The 22,300-nt window shown below is 66.3% G+C and carries 18 protein-coding genes and 1 pseudogene; 4 read left to right on the top strand and 15 right to left on the bottom strand.

Going from position 1 to position 22,300, the window contains the following annotated elements; translation table 11 throughout:
- Positions 1–239: 239 nt before the first annotated feature.
- The 5 genes from IF690_RS16780 to IF690_RS16760 all read right to left on the bottom strand — a co-directional run bounded on the left by IF690_RS16780 (position 240) and on the right by IF690_RS16760 (position 6,297).
- Positions 240–1,919: a GMC family oxidoreductase gene (locus tag IF690_RS16780; protein ID WP_202696563.1), complete on the bottom strand. Its 1,680-nt coding sequence runs from the start codon at positions 1,917–1,919 to the stop codon at positions 240–242.
- A 32-nt stretch (positions 1,920–1,951) separates the two neighbouring features.
- A complete protein-coding gene (locus IF690_RS16775; protein ID WP_202696562.1) occupies positions 1,952–3,253 on the bottom strand; it encodes a carbohydrate porin in 1,302 nt (433 codons plus the stop codon).
- A gap of 150 nt (positions 3,254–3,403) precedes the next feature.
- The gene (locus IF690_RS16770) at positions 3,404–4,468 is read right to left on the bottom strand and encodes a 2,3-butanediol dehydrogenase (protein ID WP_202696561.1); all 1,065 of its coding nucleotides are present in this window, start codon (positions 4,466–4,468) and stop codon (positions 3,404–3,406) included.
- The gene (locus IF690_RS16765) at positions 4,465–5,724 is read right to left on the bottom strand and encodes an MFS transporter (RefSeq protein WP_202696560.1); all 1,260 of its coding nucleotides are present in this window, start codon (positions 5,722–5,724) and stop codon (positions 4,465–4,467) included. The genes IF690_RS16770 and IF690_RS16765 overlap by 4 nt, the downstream gene beginning before the upstream one ends.
- A 39-nt stretch (positions 5,725–5,763) precedes the next feature.
- Positions 5,764–6,297, bottom strand: a complete 534-nt coding sequence (locus tag IF690_RS16760; RefSeq protein ID WP_023965711.1) for a 2,4'-dihydroxyacetophenone dioxygenase family protein — start codon at positions 6,295–6,297, stop codon at positions 5,764–5,766.
- Between the two features lie 285 nt (positions 6,298–6,582).
- Here IF690_RS16760 and IF690_RS16755 point away from each other — a divergent pair, with 285 nt between their 5' ends.
- Positions 6,583–7,545, top strand: coding sequence for an AraC family transcriptional regulator (locus IF690_RS16755; RefSeq protein ID WP_202696559.1), 963 nt, complete (start codon positions 6,583–6,585; stop codon positions 7,543–7,545).
- A gap of 113 nt (positions 7,546–7,658) precedes the next feature.
- Here the strand turns inward: IF690_RS16755 and IF690_RS16750 are convergent, their stop codons facing one another.
- From IF690_RS16750 to hpaB, 6 genes are all read right to left on the bottom strand, one after another.
- A complete protein-coding gene (locus tag IF690_RS16750; RefSeq protein ID WP_202696558.1) occupies positions 7,659–8,777 on the bottom strand; it encodes a histone deacetylase-like amidohydrolase in 1,119 nt (372 codons plus the stop codon).
- A gap of 170 nt (positions 8,778–8,947) precedes the next feature.
- Positions 8,948–10,111: an MFS transporter gene (locus tag IF690_RS16745; RefSeq protein ID WP_202701489.1), complete on the bottom strand. Its 1,164-nt coding sequence runs from the start codon at positions 10,109–10,111 to the stop codon at positions 8,948–8,950.
- 38 nt (positions 10,112–10,149) lie between these two features.
- The gene (locus IF690_RS16740) at positions 10,150–11,025 is read right to left on the bottom strand and encodes a transporter (RefSeq protein WP_202696557.1); all 876 of its coding nucleotides are present in this window, start codon (positions 11,023–11,025) and stop codon (positions 10,150–10,152) included.
- A gap of 138 nt (positions 11,026–11,163) precedes the next feature.
- Positions 11,164–12,141, bottom strand: a complete 978-nt coding sequence (locus IF690_RS16735; protein WP_202696556.1) for a helix-turn-helix transcriptional regulator — start codon at positions 12,139–12,141, stop codon at positions 11,164–11,166.
- A 323-nt stretch (positions 12,142–12,464) separates the two neighbouring features.
- Positions 12,465–12,977, bottom strand: a complete 513-nt coding sequence (gene hpaC, locus IF690_RS16730; protein ID WP_202696555.1) for a 4-hydroxyphenylacetate 3-monooxygenase, reductase component — start codon at positions 12,975–12,977, stop codon at positions 12,465–12,467.
- Between the two features lie 75 nt (positions 12,978–13,052).
- Positions 13,053–14,615, bottom strand: coding sequence for a 4-hydroxyphenylacetate 3-monooxygenase, oxygenase component (gene hpaB, locus IF690_RS16725; RefSeq protein WP_202696554.1), 1,563 nt, complete (start codon positions 14,613–14,615; stop codon positions 13,053–13,055).
- Between the two features lie 375 nt (positions 14,616–14,990).
- On the opposite strand from hpaB, the pseudogene IF690_RS29325 reads away from it, so the two are divergent.
- The 3 genes and pseudogenes from IF690_RS29325 to IF690_RS16715 form a co-directional block, all read left to right on the top strand.
- Positions 14,991–15,758 (top strand): annotated as a pseudogene (locus tag IF690_RS29325) (MCP four helix bundle domain-containing protein); the annotation flags it as partial.
- A complete protein-coding gene (locus tag IF690_RS29320) occupies positions 15,753–16,616 on the top strand; it encodes a methyl-accepting chemotaxis protein (protein WP_372436545.1) in 864 nt (287 codons plus the stop codon). The pseudogene IF690_RS29325 and the gene IF690_RS29320, both read left to right, overlap by 6 nt.
- Before the next feature lie 37 nt (positions 16,617–16,653).
- Complete coding sequence (locus IF690_RS16715) at positions 16,654–17,853, top strand: pyridoxal phosphate-dependent aminotransferase (RefSeq protein ID WP_202696552.1); 1,200 nt, start codon at positions 16,654–16,656, stop codon at positions 17,851–17,853.
- Between the two features lie 192 nt (positions 17,854–18,045).
- On the opposite strand, the gene IF690_RS16710 is transcribed toward IF690_RS16715, so the two are convergent.
- The 4 genes from IF690_RS16710 to IF690_RS16695 form a co-directional block, all read right to left on the bottom strand.
- The gene (locus IF690_RS16710) at positions 18,046–19,038 is read right to left on the bottom strand and encodes a 2-hydroxyacid dehydrogenase (protein ID WP_202696551.1); all 993 of its coding nucleotides are present in this window, start codon (positions 19,036–19,038) and stop codon (positions 18,046–18,048) included.
- Positions 19,039–19,057: 19 nt separating this feature from the next.
- A complete protein-coding gene (locus IF690_RS16705) occupies positions 19,058–20,353 on the bottom strand; it encodes an MFS transporter (RefSeq protein WP_202696550.1) in 1,296 nt (431 codons plus the stop codon).
- A 69-nt stretch (positions 20,354–20,422) separates the two neighbouring features.
- Positions 20,423–21,439, bottom strand: a complete 1,017-nt coding sequence (locus IF690_RS16700; protein WP_202696549.1) for a sugar kinase — start codon at positions 21,437–21,439, stop codon at positions 20,423–20,425.
- A complete protein-coding gene (locus IF690_RS16695) occupies positions 21,432–22,214 on the bottom strand; it encodes a sugar phosphate isomerase/epimerase family protein (protein ID WP_202696548.1) in 783 nt (260 codons plus the stop codon). The genes IF690_RS16700 and IF690_RS16695 overlap by 8 nt, the downstream gene beginning before the upstream one ends.
- Positions 22,215–22,300: the final 86 nt, after the last annotated feature.

Genomic DNA, 22,300 nt, shown 5'->3' with positions numbered 1-22,300 from the left:
GGCGAGGCTCCATATATGGTTGTTCGATACAACTATATGTTCAGGCTGCGGAAAAATCCATAGGGACGCGGGCTTCTGGGTCAACACCGATCAGTCGAGTGCAGGTGATCCCCTGTAGGAGCAGCCGGTCGACGCTCGATTGCTCGCGATGATCGTTAACGATAACGCGTACCGACTGGCTAAACGCGGCGCTCTCAAGTCCATCGCGAGCAAGCTTCGCTCCTACAAGTGGCCGTCTTTCAGCCAATGGCCAGCGTGGATGCCTGTTGCTCCAGGCGAGCGGGAACCTGAAGGCTCGGCGGCGCTTTACCCAACAGCAGATCCGCGGCCTTTTCACCGATCATGATCGCCGCCGCGTTGGTGTTGCCGGTGGTCAGGCTCGGCATGATCGATGCGTCGGCCACCCGCAGGCCCTGGATGCCGTGGACCCGCAACTGGTCGTCGACCACCGCCTGTTCATCGTGGCCCATCTTGCAGGTGCCGACCGGGTGGAACACGGTGCCCAGGCTGTCGCGGATCCACTGCTCGATCTGTGCCTGGCTCTCGATCTGCGGGCCGGGCACCAGCTCGCCCTTGAGGCGCCGGGCGAACGCCTGGCTGGCCGCCAGCTGGCGCACCAGGCGCACGCCCGCCACCAGCTTGCGCAGGTCCTCCGGGTGGCTGAGGAAGTTGCTGTCGATGATGGGCTTGTCATGGGGATCGGCGGAATTGAGCCGGACCTGGCCACGGCTTTGCGGGTGCATCACGGCGATGTGCAGGCTGACGCCATGGCCCAGCGGCACCAGGTGCTGGGGCTGGTTCTTCAGTGCCGGGGCGACGATCAGGCCCAGTTCCGGCGCGGCGTCCTCGGCCTGCAGGCGCAGGAACGCGCCGGACTCCACGGTGTTGGAGGTCAGCGGACCGCTGCGCCGGCTCAGGTACTGCCAGGGCGAGCGCGCCAGGGGCAGCAGGCCCTTGGCCGACACACCGTAGGTCAGCTCGCTGTCGCAGCGGTACATCAGCACCACGTCCTGATGGTCCTGCAGGTTGTGGCCGACCCCGGGCAGTTCATGGCGCTGGGCGATGCCATGGCGCTCCAGCTCGGCGGCCGGGCCGATGCCGGAGAGCAACAGCAGCTGCGGCGAGTTGATCGCCCCGGCGCTGAGGATCACTTCGCGCCGGGCCTGGAGCTGGAACACCGCGCCGTTCTGGCTGACCTCGACGCCGCAGGCGCGGTTGCCCTCCAGCAGCACGCGGTGGGTCAGGGCCGAGCTCAGGACGCTGAGGTTGGGCCGCGACAGCGCCGGGTAGAGGAAGGCCCGCGCGGCGCTGCAACGCTCGCCGTTGACCTGGGTGACATGGAAGGGGCCGTAGCCTTCCTGTTCCTCGCCGTTGAAGTCCGGGTTGTAGCGCCAGCCCAGTTCCTGGGCGGCCTGGTAGAACACCTCGTTGATCGGGCTCGGGCTGCGTTGCGCGGCGACGTTGAGTTCGCCGCCTTGCCCATGCCAGGGCGAGGCGCCGGGCTCGAAGTGCTCCGAGCGCAGGAAGTACGGCAGCAGTTCGTCGTAGCTCCAGCCCTGGTTGCCGGCCGCGGCCCAGCGGTCGTAGTCGCTGCGGTGGCCGCGGATGTAGATCATGCCGTTGATCGCGCTGGAACCGCCCCAGAGCCGGCCACGGGGGCAGGGGATCGGGCGCTCGCCGCTGGCGGCCTGGGCGCTGAACTGGTGCATCCAGTTCCACTTCGGGTTGGCGATCAGCCGGATGATACCCGCCGGGGTGCGCACATAGGCGCCGGGGAACAGGCTGCGGTCGCTGGGGCCGGCTTCGATCAGGCAGACGCTGAGCTGCGGATCGGCGGACAGCCGGTTGGCCAGCACGCAACCGGCCGAGCCGGCGCCGACCACGATGTAGTCGAACGAACGCGGGGCAGAGTCAGTCATGGGAGATACCTCGTTGGCAGTGAGAAGCAGGTTCACAACCCCAGCGCCGCGCCGACGTCGTACATGACTTGCAGGCCGACGACAAAGCCGTTGCCGCTCAGCTCGCGGGCCTCGGGGTTGTAGAAATTGTCCGGGTTGATCAGGTACTGCACGCTGGGCTCGAGCGCCAGGTGCCGGGTCAGGGCGAAGTGGCCGTTGGCCTCGATGGCGTAGACATTGCGTTCGCCCAGGCTGGGGTCGCCGCCGTTGGCGACCCGCGCCTGTTGCTGGAAGCGCAGTTGGTGGTCGTTGAGGCGCAGGTAGCTGGCCTTGAGGTTGAGCTTGTCCTGGGGCCGGTCGAAGGGCGCCAGGTAAGTCAGGCCGATTTCGGCGAAATGGCTGAAGGGCTGCTTGTCGTCGGCGGCCAGGGACAGCGAACCGAATGCCAGCAGGGCCTGGGGCGCGGTGCCCTGGCCGCCGTCGGCCCGCCAGAAACCTTGCTGGAACTTGAAGAAGGCGCCGCCGGTGCCGTGCTCGCTGGCGCCGGTCAGCGGGTCGTACTGCCTGGAGGTGTTGTAGTAGCCGTTGAGTTCGTAGCGGGCGCTGTAGGCGCCGTCGTGCTTGCTGCCGATGCCCAGCAGCAGGCTGGTGCCGCTGGCATCGTCGGTGCTGAAGTCCAGGCCCTTGCGTTTTTTCAGGTAGTCCACCGGGTTCGATTCGAAGGCGCCGGCATGCACATACAAGCCCGGCGTCGGCTGGTACTTCAGGTAGCCGCCCCAGCTGCCGTAGGGCGGCGGCAGGATGCCGGTGGACGAATCGATGATCGGGTCGTTGCAGGTGACCACGGTTTCGCAGTTGTAGATATAGAAGTAGCGCCGGGCGTTGGTGCGCCCCAGGCTCATGTCGAGCTGGCCGTCGAGCCAGGTCTGCTGGTAGGTCAGCAGGCTCAGTTGGTTGCTGGTGATGTCGTTGTGGATCGGCGCGCCGGCGAAGTAGCTGCCGGCGGCGCCTTGCCAGTTGCGCGAGGTCGGTTGGCCGGTGGCGGTGTCGAGGATGAAGAAGGTTTCCTCGAAATGAACGGCCGCGCCTTCGAGGCCGGCGAGGGTATCGAGGTCGAAGTCGGCGCCGACGAACAGGTCGCCGCTGTTACCGAAGCTGTGTTCGCGCGGACCGGTGTCGAGGTTGTTCATCGACAGGCTCCAGAACTGCACATGGGGGCGGATGCCGTAGCCGGCCAGTTGCTCGCCGAGCCCGGCCAGCGGGCCTTCGCGGCTGGGTGCCGGAGCCTGGGCCTGGCATAAAGGGGGGAACAGGACAGCCGCCAGCAGCGGGTACAGCAGGGCAGTGCTTTTCATGGCCGGTACTCGTTTCTTGTTGTTTTTGAGTAGCCGCTGCCGCAGGCTGCGATCGGACGCGCAGCGTTCGCCAACGGGTTACCAGGGGGCTGCCGATTGTGCTGGCGAGGACTGCGTCCTCGATCGCAGCCTGCGGCAGCGGCTACAGGGTCACGCCTTGGCCAGTTCGGGGTTGGGGTTGACCAGCACCTTGATCTGGCTCTTGTCCCGCAGCAGCGCTTCGAAGCCATGCTCCACGGCCTGCTCCAGGGGCACGCAGCGGGTCACGGCGCGGCTCAGGTCCAGGCGGCCGCTGGCCAGCAGCTCGATCAGCGGCGGGTAGGCGTTGCGATAACCCACGCTGCCGAGCAGGCGCAGTTCGTTATTGACCAGGTGGAAGGCATCGACACTGACCTCGCCCATCAGGCCCACCAGCACCACCTCGCCACCCTTGCGCAGGGCATGCAGGGCCAGGCTCAGGGTCTGCTGGCTGCCGGCGGCCTCGAAGGCCGTGTCGACGCCACCTCCGCTCAGTTCGTGCAGGCGTTGCGCCAGGTCGGCGGCGTGGCCATCGAGCACTTCCAGGGCGCCGAAGTCGCGAGCCAGGCGCCGGCGTTCCGGGCTGATATCGACGGCAAAGATCCGCTCCACGCCGCGCAGCCGCGCCAGCAGGATCAGCAGCAGGCCGATGGGGCCGAGGCCGAACACCACGCAGCTGTCGCCGGCCAGCAGGCTGCTCCGGTTCAGCGCGTGAAAGGCCACCGCCGCCGGCTCCAGCACCGCGGCCTGCTTGAAGCTCACCGAGTCCGGCAGCGGATGCAGCATGTAGGCCGGCACCAACACCTGTTCGGCGAAACCGCCGTCGCCCATCAGGCCGATGAACCCCATGGACTGGCAGAGGTTGTACTGGCCGGCGCGGCAGTACTGGCAATCGCCGCAGCGATACTCCGGCTCCACCGCCACCCGGCTGCCGACCCGCACCCGGTCGACGCCTTCGCCCACCGCCAGCACCTGGCCGCAGAACTCGTGGCCGAGGGTCAGCGGCGCGCGGCAACCGGACAGCGGGTGGGGCTGCTGTTGCGGGATCGAGTGCGGGCCGTCGGCGTATTCGTGCAGGTCGCTGCCGCAGATGCCGCAATAGGCCACCTGGACCAGCGCCTCGCCCGGGCCGGGCTGTGGCAGTTGCAGATCGCTCAGGCGCAGGTCGCGGGCGGCATGCCAACGCAATGCTTTCATGGCTGGTTTCCTTGCAGGACGGAAGACGGGGAAGGTTCGGCGCGGCGCCCGCGGGCCAGGACCGCCGGCGCGGTTTCCTTGAGGAACAGCGCCAGCAGCGCGGCCAGCAGGGCGCCGCCACAGGAGATCCACATGACGATGGACAGGCCGAAACGGTCGGCGGCGAAGCCGGCGATGGTCGGCGAGACGAAACCGCCGACCAGCTCGCCGATGCCCATGATCATGCCCAGGGCGGTGGCCATGACCTCGCGGGGCACGGTTTCCGCGGGGATGGTCGCCATGAACAGGGTGAAGCAGCCCAGGCCCGTGTAGGTCAGCAGCATCAGCACGCCCATCAGCAGCGGGCTGTTGGCGTACAGCAGGGCGATCGGGCAACAGGCGGCGACCAGCGAGAACAGCACCAGGGTCGGGCGGCGGCCGAAGCGGTCGGAAATCGCCGCCACGCCGAAGCCCCACAGCACCCAGGCACCGCCCAGGCAACTCATCACCGTGCCCATGCTCGCCGGGCTGTAGCCGCGGACCTTGACCAGGAAGGTCGGGGTGAAGGAGATGAGGATCACGAACCAGGTGAGGAACACGCAACTGATCAGGGTGCAGAGCACGATGTTGCGGCTTTTCAGCAGGGCCAGGCGATTGGCCGGTGCCTTGTCGCTGGTGGTTGTTGGCGCTGGCGCATCGTTGCGCACATAGCGCCAGATCAGCAGGGCGATCAGCAACCCGGGGATCAGCGAGACGATAAAGGCATGGCGCCAGCCGTAGGCCTCGGCCAGGCCGATCAGCACCGGCGGGCCGATCACCGCGCCCAGCAGCCCGGCCGCCGAGCCTTGCAGCAGGCCCATGTTCAGGCCCCGGCGATGGGGCGAGGAGGCCTCCACCATCAGCGACTGCGAGAGCGGCAGGATCGGCCCTTCGGCCAGGCCCATGATGCCGCGGAACAGCAGCAGGCTGAGAAAGCCGCTGACCAGCCCCGACAGCGCCGAGCACAGGGAAAACAGGATCACCGCGACGATCAGCAGCGGCTTGCGCTTGCCACGCCGGTCCGACCAGGCCCCGACCAGCGCGCCGGACACCGCCCAGGCCAGGGCCAGGACCGACGACAGCATGCCCAGGTGGCGGTTGCTCAGTTGCAGCTCGTCGGCCATGAACGGAAACAGGAAGGACAGGGCCAGGCGATCGAAAAAGACAAAACCGAACGTCAGGAACAGCACGCCCAGCAGGATGTTCTCGTAACCGGCTTTATTGTTGTTGTAAGCCATGGTCGTTCTCCGCGGGAGGGACAGGTGAAAGTCGCGAGCTCAGCGAAACAGCGTGTCGATATAGGCCGCGCCGAGGCCGATCTTTTCGTAGTGCGCGCGGCACATGGCGATGTAGGAGTGCACGTCGAAATAACCCTCCGGCTCGCCCTGTTCGTCGAGCCAGATCAGCGGGCCCTTGACGATGAAAAACGCGCGCATCGGTTGCTCGTGCTCGTAGGCCACCAGGGTGTGGCCTTCGCCCGGGGTCTCGTAGACGAAGTCGCCGGCGGTGGCGGTCCAGTCGTGCTCCAGGTAGCCCCACTTGCCGGACAGGGTGTAGGCGAACACTTCGTGGGGGTGGTAATGCCGGTTCACCAGCCCGGCGCTGCTGGCCATGAGGATGTCGCACCAGCGGTTCTCGCTCGGCGAGATCCATAGCGGCCGCGAGGACACGGTTTCGGTGAAGGGCACATAGAGCTTCAGGTCGTCGCTGGCGGCATTGGCCAGGTAGACCTCGGGCTTGGCGTCCGGCTTGAAGCAATGGGCGATCGGTTGCAGGTCTTTCCAGAATTCACGGCTGGCGGCTTCGGGCATGGTCGGCCTCTAGGTATTGTGGGAGTCGAGGCGACTTTAGGCGCGGCGCGCAGGCGAGGTTTTATCGAATCGGACGGGATTGTTGACTGGATCGGACGAGCGTTTTCCTACAGGTTTCTGGGACGCCGTTTACCCTGGCAATCGATTTGTGCCCACTGCGTTTCACGTTGACAGGGCATAAGCTTCATATATTAATGAACGGCCGCGGTCGGTATGTCCTGCGGCCTCGAGATCCGGTCACTGCCTTGCCGACCGGCGAACTTCCTGCCCATGAGAAGAATAAAAATGTCTCCATGCGCCTTGCTCGAAACCCGGCATGCCTGCACCCAAGGCATCGCCCTGGATCAGCGGCTGGCCTTCTGGGAGGACTACAACGCCTCCACCCTGGTCGGCCTCAAATGCACTTCCTTTTGTGAAAGCGGTTTTGCCGCCAGCCAGGACAACCTGCAGCTGGAGGGCATGCGCCTGGCGCAGATCGAGGGCAACGAGCACGTGGTCGAGCGTGACAACTCGATGATCCGCTCGGTGCCCAAGGCGTCGGTGTTCGTGTCCTTCGTCACCGGCAGCGGTTCGTTTTTCTACCAGGACGGCGCCTGCCAGTTGCTCGAACCGGGCGAGCTGATCGTCTACCGCACCGACAAACCCTACCTGTTCGGGTTCTCCGGGCCGATGCGCCAGTTCATTTTCGACATTCCCCAGGAACTGTTCGCCGAGCGCTGCCTCAAGCGTTTCGACCGTCCGCTGAAAATCGGCGGGCAAAGCGGCGTGCAGCGCCTGTTGCTGCGCACCCTGGGCGAACGCACCCGGGGCTTTTTCCAGCAGCCCTTGAGCCAGGACGCCGGCGGTTATCAGGACCAGGCGCTGGAACTGCTGGGCAGCCTGATCGCCGGGCAGTCGGGAGAGCGGCGGATCAATGCGCTGAGCGCCTCCTACCTGCTGGCGGCCAAGCAGTGCATCAACGAGCAGTTGGCCGACCCGGAACTGAGCTGCGAGCGGGTGGCCGCGCAAACCGGTATTTCGCCGCGGCACCTGAGCCGCCTGTTCGCCCTGGAAGGCACCCAGCCCAGCCGTTTTATCCTGGAAAAACGCCTGCAACAGGCCCATGACCTGCTGAGCAGCCCACGGGGAACGGGCCTGGACATCGGCGAGATCGCCTACCGCCACGGCTTTACCAGCCAGGCCCACTTCGCCCGGGCGTTCAAGGCCCATTACGGCCAGACCCCGAGCGAAGTCCGCGCGTCCCTGTAGCCGCTGGCGTAGCCTGCGATAAGGCCGAAGGCCTTCAGCGATCTTAAGACCGTGCGCCTGCTTCGTCGGAGTGCCGCCCAAGCCGATCGCAGCCTGCGGCAGCGGCTACAGGGTCAGTGGTCGTTGAGGAAGGTCTGCGCCAGGTCATCGATCAACTGGCGCTGAAAGGCCTGGAACCCAGGATTGGGCTGCTGCAGCTGCACGAACTCCAGCATCGGGTCGGTCACCGCGGTCCTGACGCCGGCCAGTTCCTCGACCGTCGCCAGCCCGCAGAAGGGCACATAGGCCTCGGAATAACCGCCCTCATGCACCAGCACCAGCCGGCCCTGGCACAGGCGTTCGGCGGCTTCGCGCACCTGGCGGGTCATGGCGCGGAACGAGTCGCTGTGCAGCAGCATCCGCGCCAGCGGGTCGACCGCGTTGGCGTCGTAGCCGCAGGCAACGATGATCAGCTCCGGCTCGAAGCGCTCCAGGGCCGGAATCACGAGGCGTTGCAGGGCATACAGGTAGGCATCGTGGCCGCTGCCGGGCAGCAGCGGGATATTGAGATTGGCCCCCAGCCCGGCGCCGCGGCCGCGGTCCTGTTCGCCGCTGTAGCCGGGCGGGAAACAGCCGTCCTGGTGCAGGGAAAGGGTCAGCACGTCGCCGCGTTCCTCGAAAATCGACTGGGTGCCGTTGCCGTGGTGCACGTCCCAGTCGATCACCGCGACCTTGCCCAGGCCGCGCCTGGCCTTGGCCGCCTCGATGGCGATGGCGATATTGGCCAGGAAGCAGAAGCCCATGGCGCCGTCGGCCAGGCAATGGTGTCCTGGCGGGCGGGACAGGGAGTAGGCGTTGTCGGCTTCGCCAGCGAGCACGGCGTCCACCGCGGCCATCGCCAGGCCGGCGGAGAGCCGGGCGATCTCGTAGCTGCCCGGGCCGATCGGCGCTTGCGGGCCGAGTTCGCCGCCACCGGCCTCGCTCAGGGCCTTGAAACGTTGCAGGTACTCGGCGCTGTGCACCCGCAGCAGGTCCTCGTCGCTGGCGGGCGTGGCGCTGCGCACCAGCAATTGGCGGGTCAGGCCGGAGACGTCCAGCAGGCTTTTCAGGCGGCGCTTGGTTTCCGGCGATTCGGCGTGCCCGGCCGCGGCGGGCGGTTGCACCCAGCCGCCCACCGGCAGGGTCAGCGCATGGGGCCCGGCGCTGTGCCAGAGGCTGAGTTCATCGAAGAAAAACGCGGTTTTACGGGGCATGGGTATCTCCATCTATGGGGAAATCCGTAGCCGCTGCCGCAGGTGGCGATAGGTCCTTCGGACCTCTGGCGTCGATCCGAAGGACCGTCGGCGTACGGGAGATCGCCGCGACCGTTCCGGTCGATCGCAGCCTTCGGCAGCGGCTACAGGGGGTCAGGGGTTCAGGGGATTCAGGGATTGCGCCGGCAGCCGAGGATCAGCGCCAGCGACAGCAGGGTCAGGCAGGCGCCGCCGATCAGCAGGGGCTGGAAGCCGCCGCTGCCTTCGATCAGCCGCCCGGCCAGCGCGGGGCCGATGGCCAGGCCGCCGCCGATCACCAGGTTGGAGGCGTTCATCAGCTTGCCGGAGCGGTCGAGGTCGGCCAGGCAGGCGAGGATCAGCGGCAGGATGAAGGTCCAGGTGAACTTGAAGGCCAGGGCGGCGAGGGCGAAGCGTGCCAGGGGCGGCGCGCCCAGCAGCAACAGCACCGAGCCGGCCATCAGACTGTAGCCGAATAGCAGCAACGGCAGGCGCGGCAGGCGATTGCCGATCAGCGAGGCGCAACCGGCGCCGACGATGCCCATGACCGTGGCGATGGCCAGCAGCTCGCCGCTGGCTTGCGCGGAGATGCCGGCCTTGGCGCTGATCGAGCCGATAAAGGTCCAGACCCCGCTGAGGCTGATGTAGAAACCGAGGATGCCGAGAATGCCGCACAGCGTCTTCCACTTCGGTGCGGTGTCTGCCTGCTGCGCGGTTTTTTCCGTGGCCGGCGCGCCCTGGGGAAAGTGGCGCGCCAGGGGCAGGCATAGGCTCATCAGCAGCGCCAGCAGCAGGTAGCAGGCCGCCAGGCCGTAGTGCTCGAACAGCCGCGGCAAAATGCCCAGCCCCAGCGCCCCGACCACCAGTTGCCCCATGACCCACAGGCCATAGGCCCGGCTGGGGTTGGCGGTGGAAGCGGCGCTGGACAGGCAGATGATCATCAGCGAGCCACCGGCCAGGGCACTGCAGAAACGCAGGGCCAGCAGCGCGCCATAGCCCTGGGCCCAGATCGACAGCAGGTTGGCGACGATGAACAGCGCCCCGGCCAGCAGCGCCGCGCGGCGCCAGTCGACGCGCTTGAGCCACCAGAAGGCGGGCAGGGTGGCCAGGCTCATGGCCCCCAGCTCGGTGGAGAACAGGTCGCCGATCTGCGACGGGCTCAGTTGCCATTGGCTGGCCAGTTGCGCGGCCACCGCCGGGGCGGTCATGAGGAGGGTCGGGGTGATGGCGGCGAACAGCACGATGGCCGCCAGCAAGGCCAGGGATGAGACAGTGTTCGGCTGGTCGCCGGTGAGCGCCTGGCTCTTGTCGGTCATGGGGGTGGTCATGGTGGGGTAGCTCCGGGAAAAGCGCTTCAGAACACGTAGACCAGGCGCAGCAAGGCGTCGGTGCCGTGGTAGCCATTGCGAGTGGCGACGTTTTGCGAGAGGCCGAACATCAGTTGATTCTGCTGGTCCAGCCAGTGACCGACCTCGAAGCCGACCTGGGTGTAGCGCTTGTGGCTGTCGTCGATGCGCTGGTCGTTGATCCGCAGCTCGCCACCGTCGGCATGGATCAGCCGCAGGGCGCCGTAGGTGCTGGCGCTGAAGTCGTAGGAGGCAAAGGCTTGCAGGCGGTACAGCGGGTCCTGTTTCAGGTCGCTGCCGAAATAGTCGTCGTTCTTGGCGTAGAGCTGGGCTTCGAGGTTGGCTTCCAGCACCCACTTCTCGCCGACGCCCTGGGTGTAGTTGTAAACGAAGGTCGCGCCCCAGCGGTTGGCGCCCGGCGAGACATCCGGGTTGTCGCTGTGGTATTCGCCCACCGGCAGGGTGATCAGGGTCAGCAGGCCGCTGTAGGTGCGCGAAGCCGGGTCGTTGATAAAGAACAGGGTGCCGCCGACCTGCGGGTCGCCGAAGCCGCTTTCTCCAGTGTGACGGGCGGCGCCGGGCAGGCGCGCGTCGATATCGGCGAAGGGCACGATGAATTGCGGGGTGCACAGGGTGCCGCAGATATCGCTGAAAAATACCTGGCGATAGGCCAGGGCGTTGACCTTCAGATCGGCTTTGCCGGTGCTGTCGGCGGGGCCGTGGAAGTCGTTGGCGCGGGTCGCCGGCAGGTACAGTACGCCCAGGCTGGTGCCCGGGGGCGCGCCGAAGAAGTCGCGGGCGTTGAGGTCGGCGGCGCTGGCGTTCAGGCTCAGCAGGGCGCCGGTGAAGGCCAGGGCGGCGCGGTGGGGAAGCGTTCTGGTCATGGGCGTCACGTCTCTTTTTTTAAAGTTGTTGTGCGGCGAAAGGCTCGCCGGTACGCGGCAGTGGCTGGAAAAAGGGCAAAAGCGGCCCGTGGCCGTCAAAACGACAGCGCGAAAGTCAGTGGCGGGTGCTAACGAGGATCAGTCGGGCGGGGCGTGCAGCAGATGGGCGATGCGCGTCTTGTCCTTGACCCCGAGCTTGCTATAGATGGCGCGGATGTGATGGCGCACGGTGTTCGGCGACAGGCCCAGCTCGCGGGCGATTTCCTTGTAGGTCTTGCCTTCGCCGAAGCCCAGGGCCACGTCGTTTTCCCGTGGGCTCAGTTGGGTCAGCAGGGTGCGGCCGCGGGCGGCGAGCAGGAACAGGTCGCCCACCGGCGAGGCCTCGCATTGCAGGTGGCGGCCCTCATAACCGCCGTCGACCACGGGCACGGGCAGGCAGGGGCCGCTCCAGCCCGGCCATTCGCCGAGCAGCAGGTCGACGAAGCCGCGTTCGGCGCAGTGCAGGGTGCCGCGCTGGTCGCACACTGCCAGCGCCAGGTTGCGCGGGCTGGTGAGGGTTTCGCGCATGGCCACCAGGGTGCGGATCTGGTTGGCCGATACCGCCGCCGCCAGGTGCAGCATCAGGTTGTTCAGCAGCAGGCGGTCGTCGGCGTCGAAGCGTTTGGCGTCGGGGGCGCGGTACAGCGCCAGGTGGTCGCTGAGGTGGGTCTGCGGGTCGATGTACACCACGCACAGCAGCTCGCCGATGCCGTAGGTTGTGCCCAGCCAGTTCAGGCCGGGACCGTTGGCCGGGTCGCGCATGTCGACGATGACCGCCTGGCCAGGGTGGGCATGGACCCGGCCGACGGTGACGTCGACATGCTTGATCGACTGCCAGTCCGGCAGGTAGCTGGGGGGCAGGCGGTGGAGGTAGGAGCTGTGTTCTTCCGGCAGGCCGTCGATCAGCGCGGCGCGGCCCCACCAGGCGCTGTCGAAGGGCAGCAACTGGCCGATGCGGTTCAGCGCATGGCCATGGAAATGTTCGATGTCCTTGTGCTGCGCCAGGCGCTGCAACTCCAGGGTCAGCGAGCTGAAGGCTTGCAGCAGGCTGGCGTGACCATGTTCATGAGGGCTCATGGGGGTGTTCCTCTGTGCGACTTTCTTATTGTTTTCGTCACGGAGTCAGTCAGGACCGGAACGTCCAGGGACGTGGGCAGGGCCTGGGCACGAGTATCCTCGGCCTGGCGGGGGATCGCTATCCTACAGATGCAGGATGAAGGGGGCAGGCGAGGGAAATCGGCTTCTTCTGCAGGAGCGAAGCTTGCTCGCGATAACTCTGCAACGATAACGCGCGTTGGCAGGTATATCGCCGCTGCGCGGCTATCGCGAGCAAGCTTCGCTCCTACAGAACATCAGAACATCAGAACATCAGAACATCAGAACATCAGAAGATCAGAAGATCAGGCTGCCTGGACGGCCCGCTGCAAACGATGGAAACCACGGCTGAAATACACCAGCGAATCGCCGTGTTCGCGCACGCAGATTTCATCCAGTTCCACCAGCATCACCGAATGGGTGCCGACTTCCTGCACCTCGGTGATCCGCCCTTGCAGGCTGGCCAGGGCGCCGTCGAGCACCGGCAGGGCGCCCCGGCCGTCGCGCCAGGGGTGCAGGCTGAAGCGCTGCTCCATCTGCACCCCGGTCATGCCGGCGAAGTGCCGGGCGACCTCTTCATGTTCGCCGCAGAGCACGTTGACGCAGAGTTGGCCGTTGCGCTTGAACACCGGGTTCAGGGCGCTGTTGCGGTTGACGCAGACCATCAGGCTGGGCGGGCTGTCGGTGACCGAGCAGACCGCGGTGGCGGTGATGCCGCAGCGCCCGGCCGGGCCGTTGCTGGTGATGACGTTGACCGCCGCGGTCATGTGCGCCATGGCATTGCGAAAGGCCTGTTGCTTGGGATCGAGTTGAGTCATGACAGATTCCTCGGGTGAACCCGCGGGCGCCGGCAATCTCTGGTCGCCCCGCGGGTCATGCAGGTCGGACGGCGGTTACTGGCGGATGCGGTCGAGCATGTTGATGTCGTCCGGATTGGTCAGGTGCGGCACCGTCCAGCCGTCGAGGTCGTAGTCGCCCAGGCATTTGTCCACCAGCTCGGTCATGGTTTTCATCGAGCCGCTGGCCTGGGCATGGCGCAGGCACTGCATGCGGATTTCGTCCTGGCTGCCGGCGTAGTTGATTTCATACAGCTCGTGGCGGCCGCCGAACTCGGTGCCGATGGCATCCCACAGCAGCTTGAGGATCTTGATCCGCTCCTCGTGGCCCATGCCCGCCGAGCCTCGGCAATAGGTGCCCAGGTACTGGTTGAGCAGCGGGTCCTTGAGGTCGCGGGAGCCGGACGGCAGGTAGATCAGGCCGCTGGCCACCACCTGTTCGATGATCTTCTTGATGTCGGTGTAGGCCTGGGGCGCCAGTACCCGGTAAGCCTGCAAGGCCTGGGCGCTGGGCAGGAAGGCGCCGTTGAGCCATTCGCTGGCGTTGCCGTGCATGGCGTCGGTCAGCGACCAGAACAGGTTGCGCCAGGCCACCACTTCGCCGACCTGCGCCTGCACCCCGCGGAACTCCAGGGAGCCGGTGCACTGCAAGGCCTTGACCAGCAGCCCGGTGATGAAGTCGAGCTTGACCGCCAGCCGGGTACAGCCCTGCATCGGGAACAGCCGGCCGAAACCGCCTTGCGGGAACCACTGCCGGCAGCGCTCGAAATCGCGGTAGATCAGCACGTTTTCCCAGGGGATGAACACCTTGTCCATGATCAGGATCGCGTCGTTCTCGTCGAAGCGGCTGGACAGCGGGTAGTCGAATGGCGAGCCGGTCATGCCGGCCTGCAGTTCGTAGGACGGCCGGCAGATCAGCTTCATGCCGCGGGTGTTCATCGGCGCGATGAACATCAGGGCGAAGTCGGTGTTGTCGCCCAGAAGTTGCGCCGAACCCTGGCCGACGAAGTTGTAGTGGGTCAGGGCCGAGTTGGTGGCCACCACCTTGGCGCCGCTGACGATGATCCCGCCCTCGACTTCCTCGTCCACCGAAATGAACACGTCCTTGACCTGGTCCACCGGTTTGTCGCGGTCGATCGGCGGGTTGACGATGGCGTGGTTGAGGTACAGGCAGGCTTCCTGGATGCGCTTGTACCAGGTGCGGGCGTTGCCTTCGAACGGGCCGTAGAACTCCGGGTTGGCGCCCAGGGCGCTGCCGAAGGCGGCCTTGTAGTCCGGGCTGCGGCCCATCCAGCCGTAGGTCAGGCGCGACCACTCGGCGATGGCGTCGCGCTGCTGGCGCAGGTCGTCGGCGCTTTTCGCCGAACGGAAGAACTTGTGGGTGTAGCCGCCGTTGCCGGTGTCGGTGTCCCAGCACAACTTGTCCTTGGTTTCGGGGTCGTGCAGGGCGTCGTAGAGGCGGGCCATGGAGGCGGCGGAATTGCGGAACGCCGGGTGGCGGGTCACGTCCTTGACCCGGTCGCCATAAATGTAGATCTCGCGATCATCGCGCAGGCTGGCCAGGTATTCGGCGCCGGTCAGCGGGCGGTTGGTCTCGGCACGGAAGTCTTCGGGTTTCATCATCCACTCCAGTCTTTGTTGTTATGCGTTGTCTTTACGAGCTGGAACCCATGATGGGCAGGACGGGGCGGCGACTGAATGGCTTTTCCGGCGAATGAATTGCACTTTTCATGGGGGTGGTCATGGGGGGGCATGGAGGCCGGTCATGGAGGCTGGCAGCGAGCTTGCCAGGCGATCTGTCTCAGCGGTGAAACACTCCCGGGGGACGAAAAATATTTTCATCGGGGCCTGCAAAAAACCTGAAGCGCTGCCGATATCGGTATCAGGGCCAAGACCAACTACAACAGTGGGCCCACCTGTCAGGCCGCCAGCCGCCGCTGGTGACAGGGTTCAGTGCATGGATGCTCGCAGTCCTCAATTCCCGAGAGTCATCCTATGTCCCTACGTAATATGAATATCGCGCCTCGAGCTTTCCTCGGTTTTGCGTTCATCGCGTTGCTGGTCATCGCGCTGGGTGTGTTCGCCGTCAACCGCATGTCGGTCATCCGACAGGCCTCCCTCGACATGGAAAGCAACCAACTGCCCAGCGTAGGGTTCCTTGGCAACCTCACCGAAAACGTCCTGCGCCTGCGGATTCTCTCGTTCCGGGTGCTGGTCAACCGTGAGCCGGCCGGCCTGCAGGAAGCGCAGGCGCGCATCGGCGTGCTGGTGGACAAGCTCAAGCAGGCCCAGGCCAGCTACGCCGCCTTGCCGGCGGGGGACGAGGAAGTGGCCCTGTACAAGACCTTCGCCGCCACCCTGGACAACTACCTGCAAGCGCAGAACGACATGCTGGAGCTGTCGCGACAGAACAAGCTCGAGGAGCTGCGCACCCTGATCAATACACGGATCAAGGACGGCACCGACCAGATGGGCGAACAGTTGAACAAACTGGTGGCGATCAACAAGGCCGGGGCCACCCAGGCGTCCGGCCTGGCCGGTGAGTATTACCGTAGCGCGATCGCCGGCATCATCGTCGTGGCGGTGATCGCGGCCCTGCTTACGGTGGTGCTGGCCCTGCTGCTGACCCGCAGCATTGTCACCCCGTTGAACCGCGCGGTGCTGGCCGCGCAGACCATCGCCGCGGGCAACCTGACCCAGGCCATCGAGATCGACGGCAAGGACGAGCCGGCCCGCCTGCTCGCGGCGCTGAGCGACATGCAGGGCAACCTGCGCAAGACCATCGAACAGATCTCCGGTTCGGCCACCCAGCTGGCCTCGGCCTCGGAAGAACTCAGCGCGGTCACCGAGGAAGCCTCCCGTGGCTTGCAGCAGCAGAACAACGAAATCGAACAGGCGGCCACCGCCGTCAACGAGATGACCGCCGCCGTCGAAGAAGTGGCGCGCAATGCCGTGTCTACTTCCGAAGCCTCGCACCAGTCGACCCAGGCCGCCCGCGAAGGCCGCGACCGGGTGGTGGAGACCGTCGACGCGATCCAGACCATGACCCACGATGTGCAAAACACCTCGCTGATGATCGAGGGCCTGGCGACCCAGGGCCGCGACATCGGCAAGGTGCTGGACGTGATCCGCGCCATCGCCGAGCAGACCAACCTGCTGGCCCTCAACGCGGCGATCGAGGCGGCCCGCGCCGGCGAGGCCGGGCGCGGTTTCGCGGTGGTGGCCGACGAAGTGCGGGCCCTGGCCCATCGCACCGCGCAATCGACCCAGGAAATCGAAAAGATGGTCGCCGGTATCCAGAACGGCACCGGCGAGGCGGTGCAGTCGATGCAGCAGAGCAACCAGCGCACCCAGAGCACCCTGGAAATGGCCCGCGCCGCCGGCGTGGCGCTGGAGCAGATCGCTGAGTCGATCAACCTGATCAACGAACGCAACCTGGTGATCGCCAGCGCGTCGGAAGAGCAGGCGCAGGTGTCCCGCGAGGTCGATCGCAACCTGGTGAACATCCGCGACCTGGCCACCCAGTCGGCCGCCGGGGCCAACCAGACCAGCGCCGCCAGCCACGAGCTGTCGCGCCTGGCGGTGGATTTGAATGCGATGGTGGCGCGCTTTGTGATTTGAGTTAGGGTTGTTGGAATGCGTGCCCAAGGAGAGTGAGATGCGCTATTCAGCCCTGACCCAACGGATCGCCGGCGAAGGTGCCGCGGCCTGGCAAATTCACTACCGCGCCCTGGAACTGCGCGAGCAGGGCGTCGATGTGCTGCTGCTGACCATCGGCGACCCGGATTTCGACACCCCGCGGCCGATTGTCCAGGCCGCCATCGATAGCCTGCTGGCGGGCGATACCCACTATTCGGAGGTGCGCGGCAACCGTTCGCTGCGTACCCGCATCGCCCACCGGCATGCCACCCGCAGCGGCCAGGCGGTGGACGCCGAGCATGTGGTGGTGCTGCCGGGGGCGCAGTGCGCGGTATTTTCCGTGGCCCAGTGCCTGCTCGATCCCGGCGACGAGGTGCTGGTCGCCGAGCCCATGTATGTCACCTACGAAGGGGTATTCGGTGCCTGCGGGGCCAAGGTGCTGCCGATTCCGGTGCGCCCGGAGAACGGCTTTCGCGTCGAGCCGGCGGCGGTCGCCGCGCGCATCACGCCCAAGACCCGCGCGCTGATGCTCAACAGCCCGAACAACCCCTCCGGCGCCAGCCTGTCCCGGGAAACCTGGCAGGCCCTGGCGCGACTGTGCGTCGAGCACGACCTGTGGCTGATCTCCGACGAGGTCTACAGCGACCTGCTGTTCGACGGCGAACACATCAGCCCCGGCAGCCTGCCGGGCATGGCCGAACGCACGGCGACCATCAACAGCCTGTCCAAGTCCCATGCCATGACCGGCTGGCGGGTCGGCTGGGTGGTGGCGCCCCAGGCCCTGGCCGGGCATTTGAGCCATCTGGCGCTGTGCATGCTGTACGGGCTGCCGGATTTCGTACAGAACGCCGCGGTGGTGGCGCTGGATGCCGACTTGCCGGAGCTTGCGCAGATGCGCGAGGAATATCGCCAGCGCCGCGACCTGGTGTGTGCGCAACTGAGCCAGTGCCCGGGGCTGAAACCGGTCAAGCCCGATGGCGGCATGTTCGTCATGGTCGATGTACGGGAAACCGGCCTGGGCGCCCAGCAATTCGCCGAGCTGCTGCTGGAAGGGCACGGCGTCTCGGTGCTCGCCGGCGAGGCCTTCGGCCCCAGTGCGGCGGGGCATATCCGCATCGGCCTGGTGGTGGACCGGCAGCGCCTGGCCGAGGCCTGCCAGCGCATCGTCCGCTGCACCCAGGACCTGCTCGAAGGCCGAACGCCAAAGCGACGTCACTGACCGACACGCTCAATCGCCTTTGACCGTTGCCGCAGGCCCTGGGCAATCCCGGGGCCCTGCGCTTGAAAACCTGTAGGAGCGAGCGTGCTCGCGATGATCGTTGACGAGGACGCGTATTGGCTGGGTGTACGCGGCGTTCTCAAGTCCATCGCGAGCAAGCTCGCTCCTACAGGGGGGCGGCGAAGGTTGGAGTCAGACGGCGGTTTTGCGGCGCTCCCAGGCCTGGGGGTTCACCAGGTTGGCCGGGCGCTGGCCGGCCAGGGCCGCCAGCAGGTTGTCGACGGCGCAGCGGGCCATGGCTTCGCGGGTCTCTAAGGTCGCCGAGCCGATATGCGGAGTGGCCACCACATTGTTCAGCTGCAACAGCGGCGAGTCGTGGCCCAGCGGTTCACGCTCGAACACATCCAGCCCGGCCGCGCGAATCCGTCGTTGCTGCAAGGCCTCGATCAGCGCCTGTTCGTCCACCACCTTGCCCCGGGAAATATTGATGAAGATGCTTTCCGGGCGCATCAGGGCGAACGCTTCGCGGCCGATCAGGCCCTGGGTCTGGTCCGTCAGCGGCAGGGTCAGGCAGATGAAGTCGGCCTGTTGCAGCAGCTGCGGCAGGCTGCAATAGCGGGCGCCGAAACGCTGTTCCACCGCCGGCTTCGGACTGTTGCTGTGATAGATCACCGGCATGCCGAAGCCGAAATGGCCGCGCTGGGCCAGGGCTTCGCCGATCCGCCCCATGCCGATGATGCCCAGGGTCTTGCCGTGCACGTCGCTGCCGAAATGCAGCGGGCCGATATTGCGGTTCCACTGGCCGGCACGCACCAGGTTGGCCAGTTCCACCACGCGCCGGGCGCTGGCCAGGATCAGGGCGAAGCCGGTGTCGGCGGTGGTTTCGGTGAGCACGTCCGGGGTGTTGCTGAGCAGGATGTGGCGCCGGGTCAGGTAGTCGATGTCGTAGTTGTCGACGCCCACCGACACGCTGGCCACGGCTTCCAGGCACGGCGCCAGGTCCAGCAGTTCGGCGTCCAGGCGCAGGCTGGCGCCGAGCAGGCCCTGGGCCGAGGGCAGGGCGCTACGCAGCTTGGCCAGGCCCTGGGCGCTGAGGTCTTCGATCAGGGTTACCTGGGCCTGCTCATGCAGGCGGGCCATCAGCGGCGGCGAGAGTTTCTTGTACAGCACGACCTGTTTTTTCATGGGGTTCACCTTGTTCGATTCAGGAATGCGCCAGGCGGCGACGTGCCGGCAGCGCGGTGCGCTGGCGGTCGCTGGCACCCGGGTTGAGGAAGAGGGTCAGCACCACCGACAGCAGCAGCGCGCCGCTCATCAGCAGGTAGGAGGCGCCCGGCGAGCCGGTGGCGCTGTTCAGGTAGCCCACCAGGTAGGAGCCGCCGAACGAGCCCAGGGCGCCCATGCTGTTGATCAGCGCCATGGCGCCGCCGGCGACGTTGGCCGGGAGGATCTCCGGGACGATGGCGAAGAATGGCCCGTAAGGCGCGTACATGCAGGCGCCGGCGATCACCAGCAGGGTGTAGGACCACCAGAAGTGCTCGGCGCCCAGCAGGTAGGAGCCGTAGAAGGCGAAGGAGGCGATCAGCAGCGGCGGCCAGACGAAACGCTTGCGCTTCTGGATCCGGTCCGAGCCCCAGGACACCCCGAGCATGGCGATCACCGCGGCCAGGTAAGGCAGCGCCGACAGCCAGCCGGCCTCGACCATGTCCATCTGCGCGCCGTGCTTGAGGATCGACGGCAGCCACAGCACGAAGCCGTAGACGCCGATGCTCCAGCAGAAGAACTGCAGGGCGAGGATGATCACCTTGGGCGAGCGGAAGGCTTCGGCGTAGTTCTTCACCGCCTTGATGCCCACCTGTTCGGCGGCCAGGGCGCTTTCCAGGTCGTGTTTTTCCTGGTCGCTGAGCCATTTCGCCGCGCTCGGGCGGTCATCGGCCAGGCGCCACCAGATAAAGGCCCAGAGCACCGCCGGCAGGCCTTCGATGATGAACATCCAGCGCCAGCTGAAATGCTCCACCAGGTACCCCGAGACCACCGACATCCAGAGCATGGTCACCGGGTTGCCGAGGATCAGGAAGGTGTTGGCCCGCGAGCGTTCGGCCCGGGTGAACCAGTGGCACAGGTAGACCAGCATCGCCGGCATCACCGCGGCCTCGACCACCCCGAGCATGAAGCGGATGGCGATCAGCATGTAGGCGTTGGACACCACGCCGGTGAGGGTGGCCAGGCTGCCCCAGAGGATCAGGCTGACGAAGATCAGCTTCTTCACGCTGTGTTTTTGCGCGTAGATCGCCCCCGGTACCTGGAAGAAAAAGTAACCGAGGAAGAACAAGGCGCCCAGCAGCGACGACAGCCCCGGGGTGATCATCAGGTCGGCGGCCATCCCCGAGGCGGCGGCGAACCCGTAGTTGGCGCGGTCCAGGTACGCCAGGCTGTAGGTGATGAACACGATGGGCATGATGTACCACCAGCGGCGGGTGGCGAGTTTCAGCGTTTGCATGAGGGTGCTCCTGAGCTTGTTGTTTTTGTCGCAACAGGTAACGCGTTGGTTCAATGGTTGTGTGGGAGGTCAAGGGCCAATCGCGAGCAGGCTCGCACCTGCACAAGCGCCAACATCCCCTGTAGGAGCGAGCTTGCTCGCGATCGACCGCAGCGCGGCCGTCTCCAGTTCATCGCGGCTCGGCAGGCCTTCCATGTCGCCGCGGCTCTGCACTGCGCGGCTGCCGATCCAGTTGGCGCGTTGCACCGCCTCGGCGACGCTGTGGTTCTCCAGCAGGGCGCTGATCAGGCCGACGGCAAAACCGTCGCCGGCGCCCACGGTGTCGACCACCTGGGTCACCGGCACGGCCTCGACGAACCCTTCGTGCAACGGGGTGCGGTAATAGGCGCCATGGGCACCGAGCTTGATCGCCACGGCCTCGACGCCCTGGTCCAGGTAAAACGCGGCGATGTCGGCCGGGTCTTCATAGCCGGTCAGCAGGCGGCCTTCGCTCAGGCCCGGCAGTACCCAATGGGCGAGCACGGCCAGGCGGTTGATTTCGTGGATCATCAGTTTTTCGCTGCCCCACAGGCTGGGCCGCAGGTTCGGGTCGAAGGACACGCTGCGGCCGGCCGCGCGCATTCTGCTCATCAGGCTGTGGGACAGGTCGCGGGCCGAGGCCGACAGCGCCGGGGGAATGCCGGTGGCGTGCAGGTGGCGGGCGCGCAGCAGTGCGGGGGCGATATCGGCGACGCTCAGGTGGCTGGCCGCCGAACCGCGACGGAAGTATTCCACCCGCGGATCGGCGCCGTGCTCTTCCAGGGACTTGAGCTGGAAACCGGTGGGGTGTTGCCGGTCGGTGGCGACGAAGCGGCAGTCCACGCCTTCGGCCTGCAGGCTGTCGATGACAAAGCGCCCCAGGGAATCGGCGCCGACCCGGCTCAGCCAGCCGACCTTGAAGCCCAGGCGCGACAGGCCGATGGCGACGTTGCTGTCGGCGCCGGCGATGCGTTTGTGGAAGTGGCCGACCCGGGCCAGGTCGCCGCTCTGTTCGGCGACGAACATCGCCATGGTTTCACCGAACGACAGGATATCGAACTCAGACATGGGCGTGCTCCAGGCGGGATTGGCCAAGGCGGGCGAGGGTGGCGACGTGCTCGCGGGTCAGCTGCACCAGGTCGTCGCCTTGCAGCGGGTATTCCACGGCCCGGGTCACACCTTGGGTCATGTGCCGCAGCAATTGTTCCCACAGATGCAGGTCGGCCATGCCCGGCGGTATCGCCACCAGCTTGCCGTCGGCGCGCCGGGCCACGGCCTTGCAGTGCACGTAGCCGACATAGCGGCCGAGCAGGCGCGCGGCGGTGGAGGCGGACTGGTCCTGCCACTGCCAGTTGCCGATGTCGAAAGTCATCTGCACCGGTAGGCGGTGGCGCTCGACCTCGGCGAAGAAGCGCTGGAAGGGTTCGATGCGCCCGCCGTGCAGGGTCTGGTCGTTTTCCACCAGCAGTTGTACCGGGGACTGCGCCAGCAACAGGGCCAGCTGGGGCAGGTCGTTGTGTTCGGTGAAGTACCCCAGGGACACCTTGAGGCTTTTCGCGCCGAAGGCCTCGGCCCGTTGCAGCGCCTGTTCCAGCAGCGGGTTGGCCCGGGAACGCCCGGCCACCCAGAGTTCCAGCGGCGAAGAAAATACGCTTTCCAGTTGCCGGTCGCGGGTGGCCTGGGCCAGCTGGGACGGGTCTTCGACGGTCAGCAGCTCTTCGCGCCATTCGATACGCGACGCGCCGGCGGCGGCCAGCACCTCGATGAAACGGCCCTGGCCCTGCTCACGGACGCGGTCGGCGCCGTAGCTGGAAAGGCTGATGGAGACGGGCGATTTATTCATGGTCATGGCCTCTGAAACCGGTTTCATTTCTTCTCAAAAAAAAGCCCCTCAAAAGAAGCTCAGTTCCCTATCTTCATGCCTGCGCG

It is taken from the genome of Pseudomonas sp. SK3(2021) (assembly GCF_016772375.1).
Lineage (GTDB): Bacteria > Pseudomonadota > Gammaproteobacteria > Pseudomonadales > Pseudomonadaceae > Aquipseudomonas > Aquipseudomonas chlororaphis_I.
This window is presented reverse-complemented; position numbering and strand designations above follow the sequence as displayed.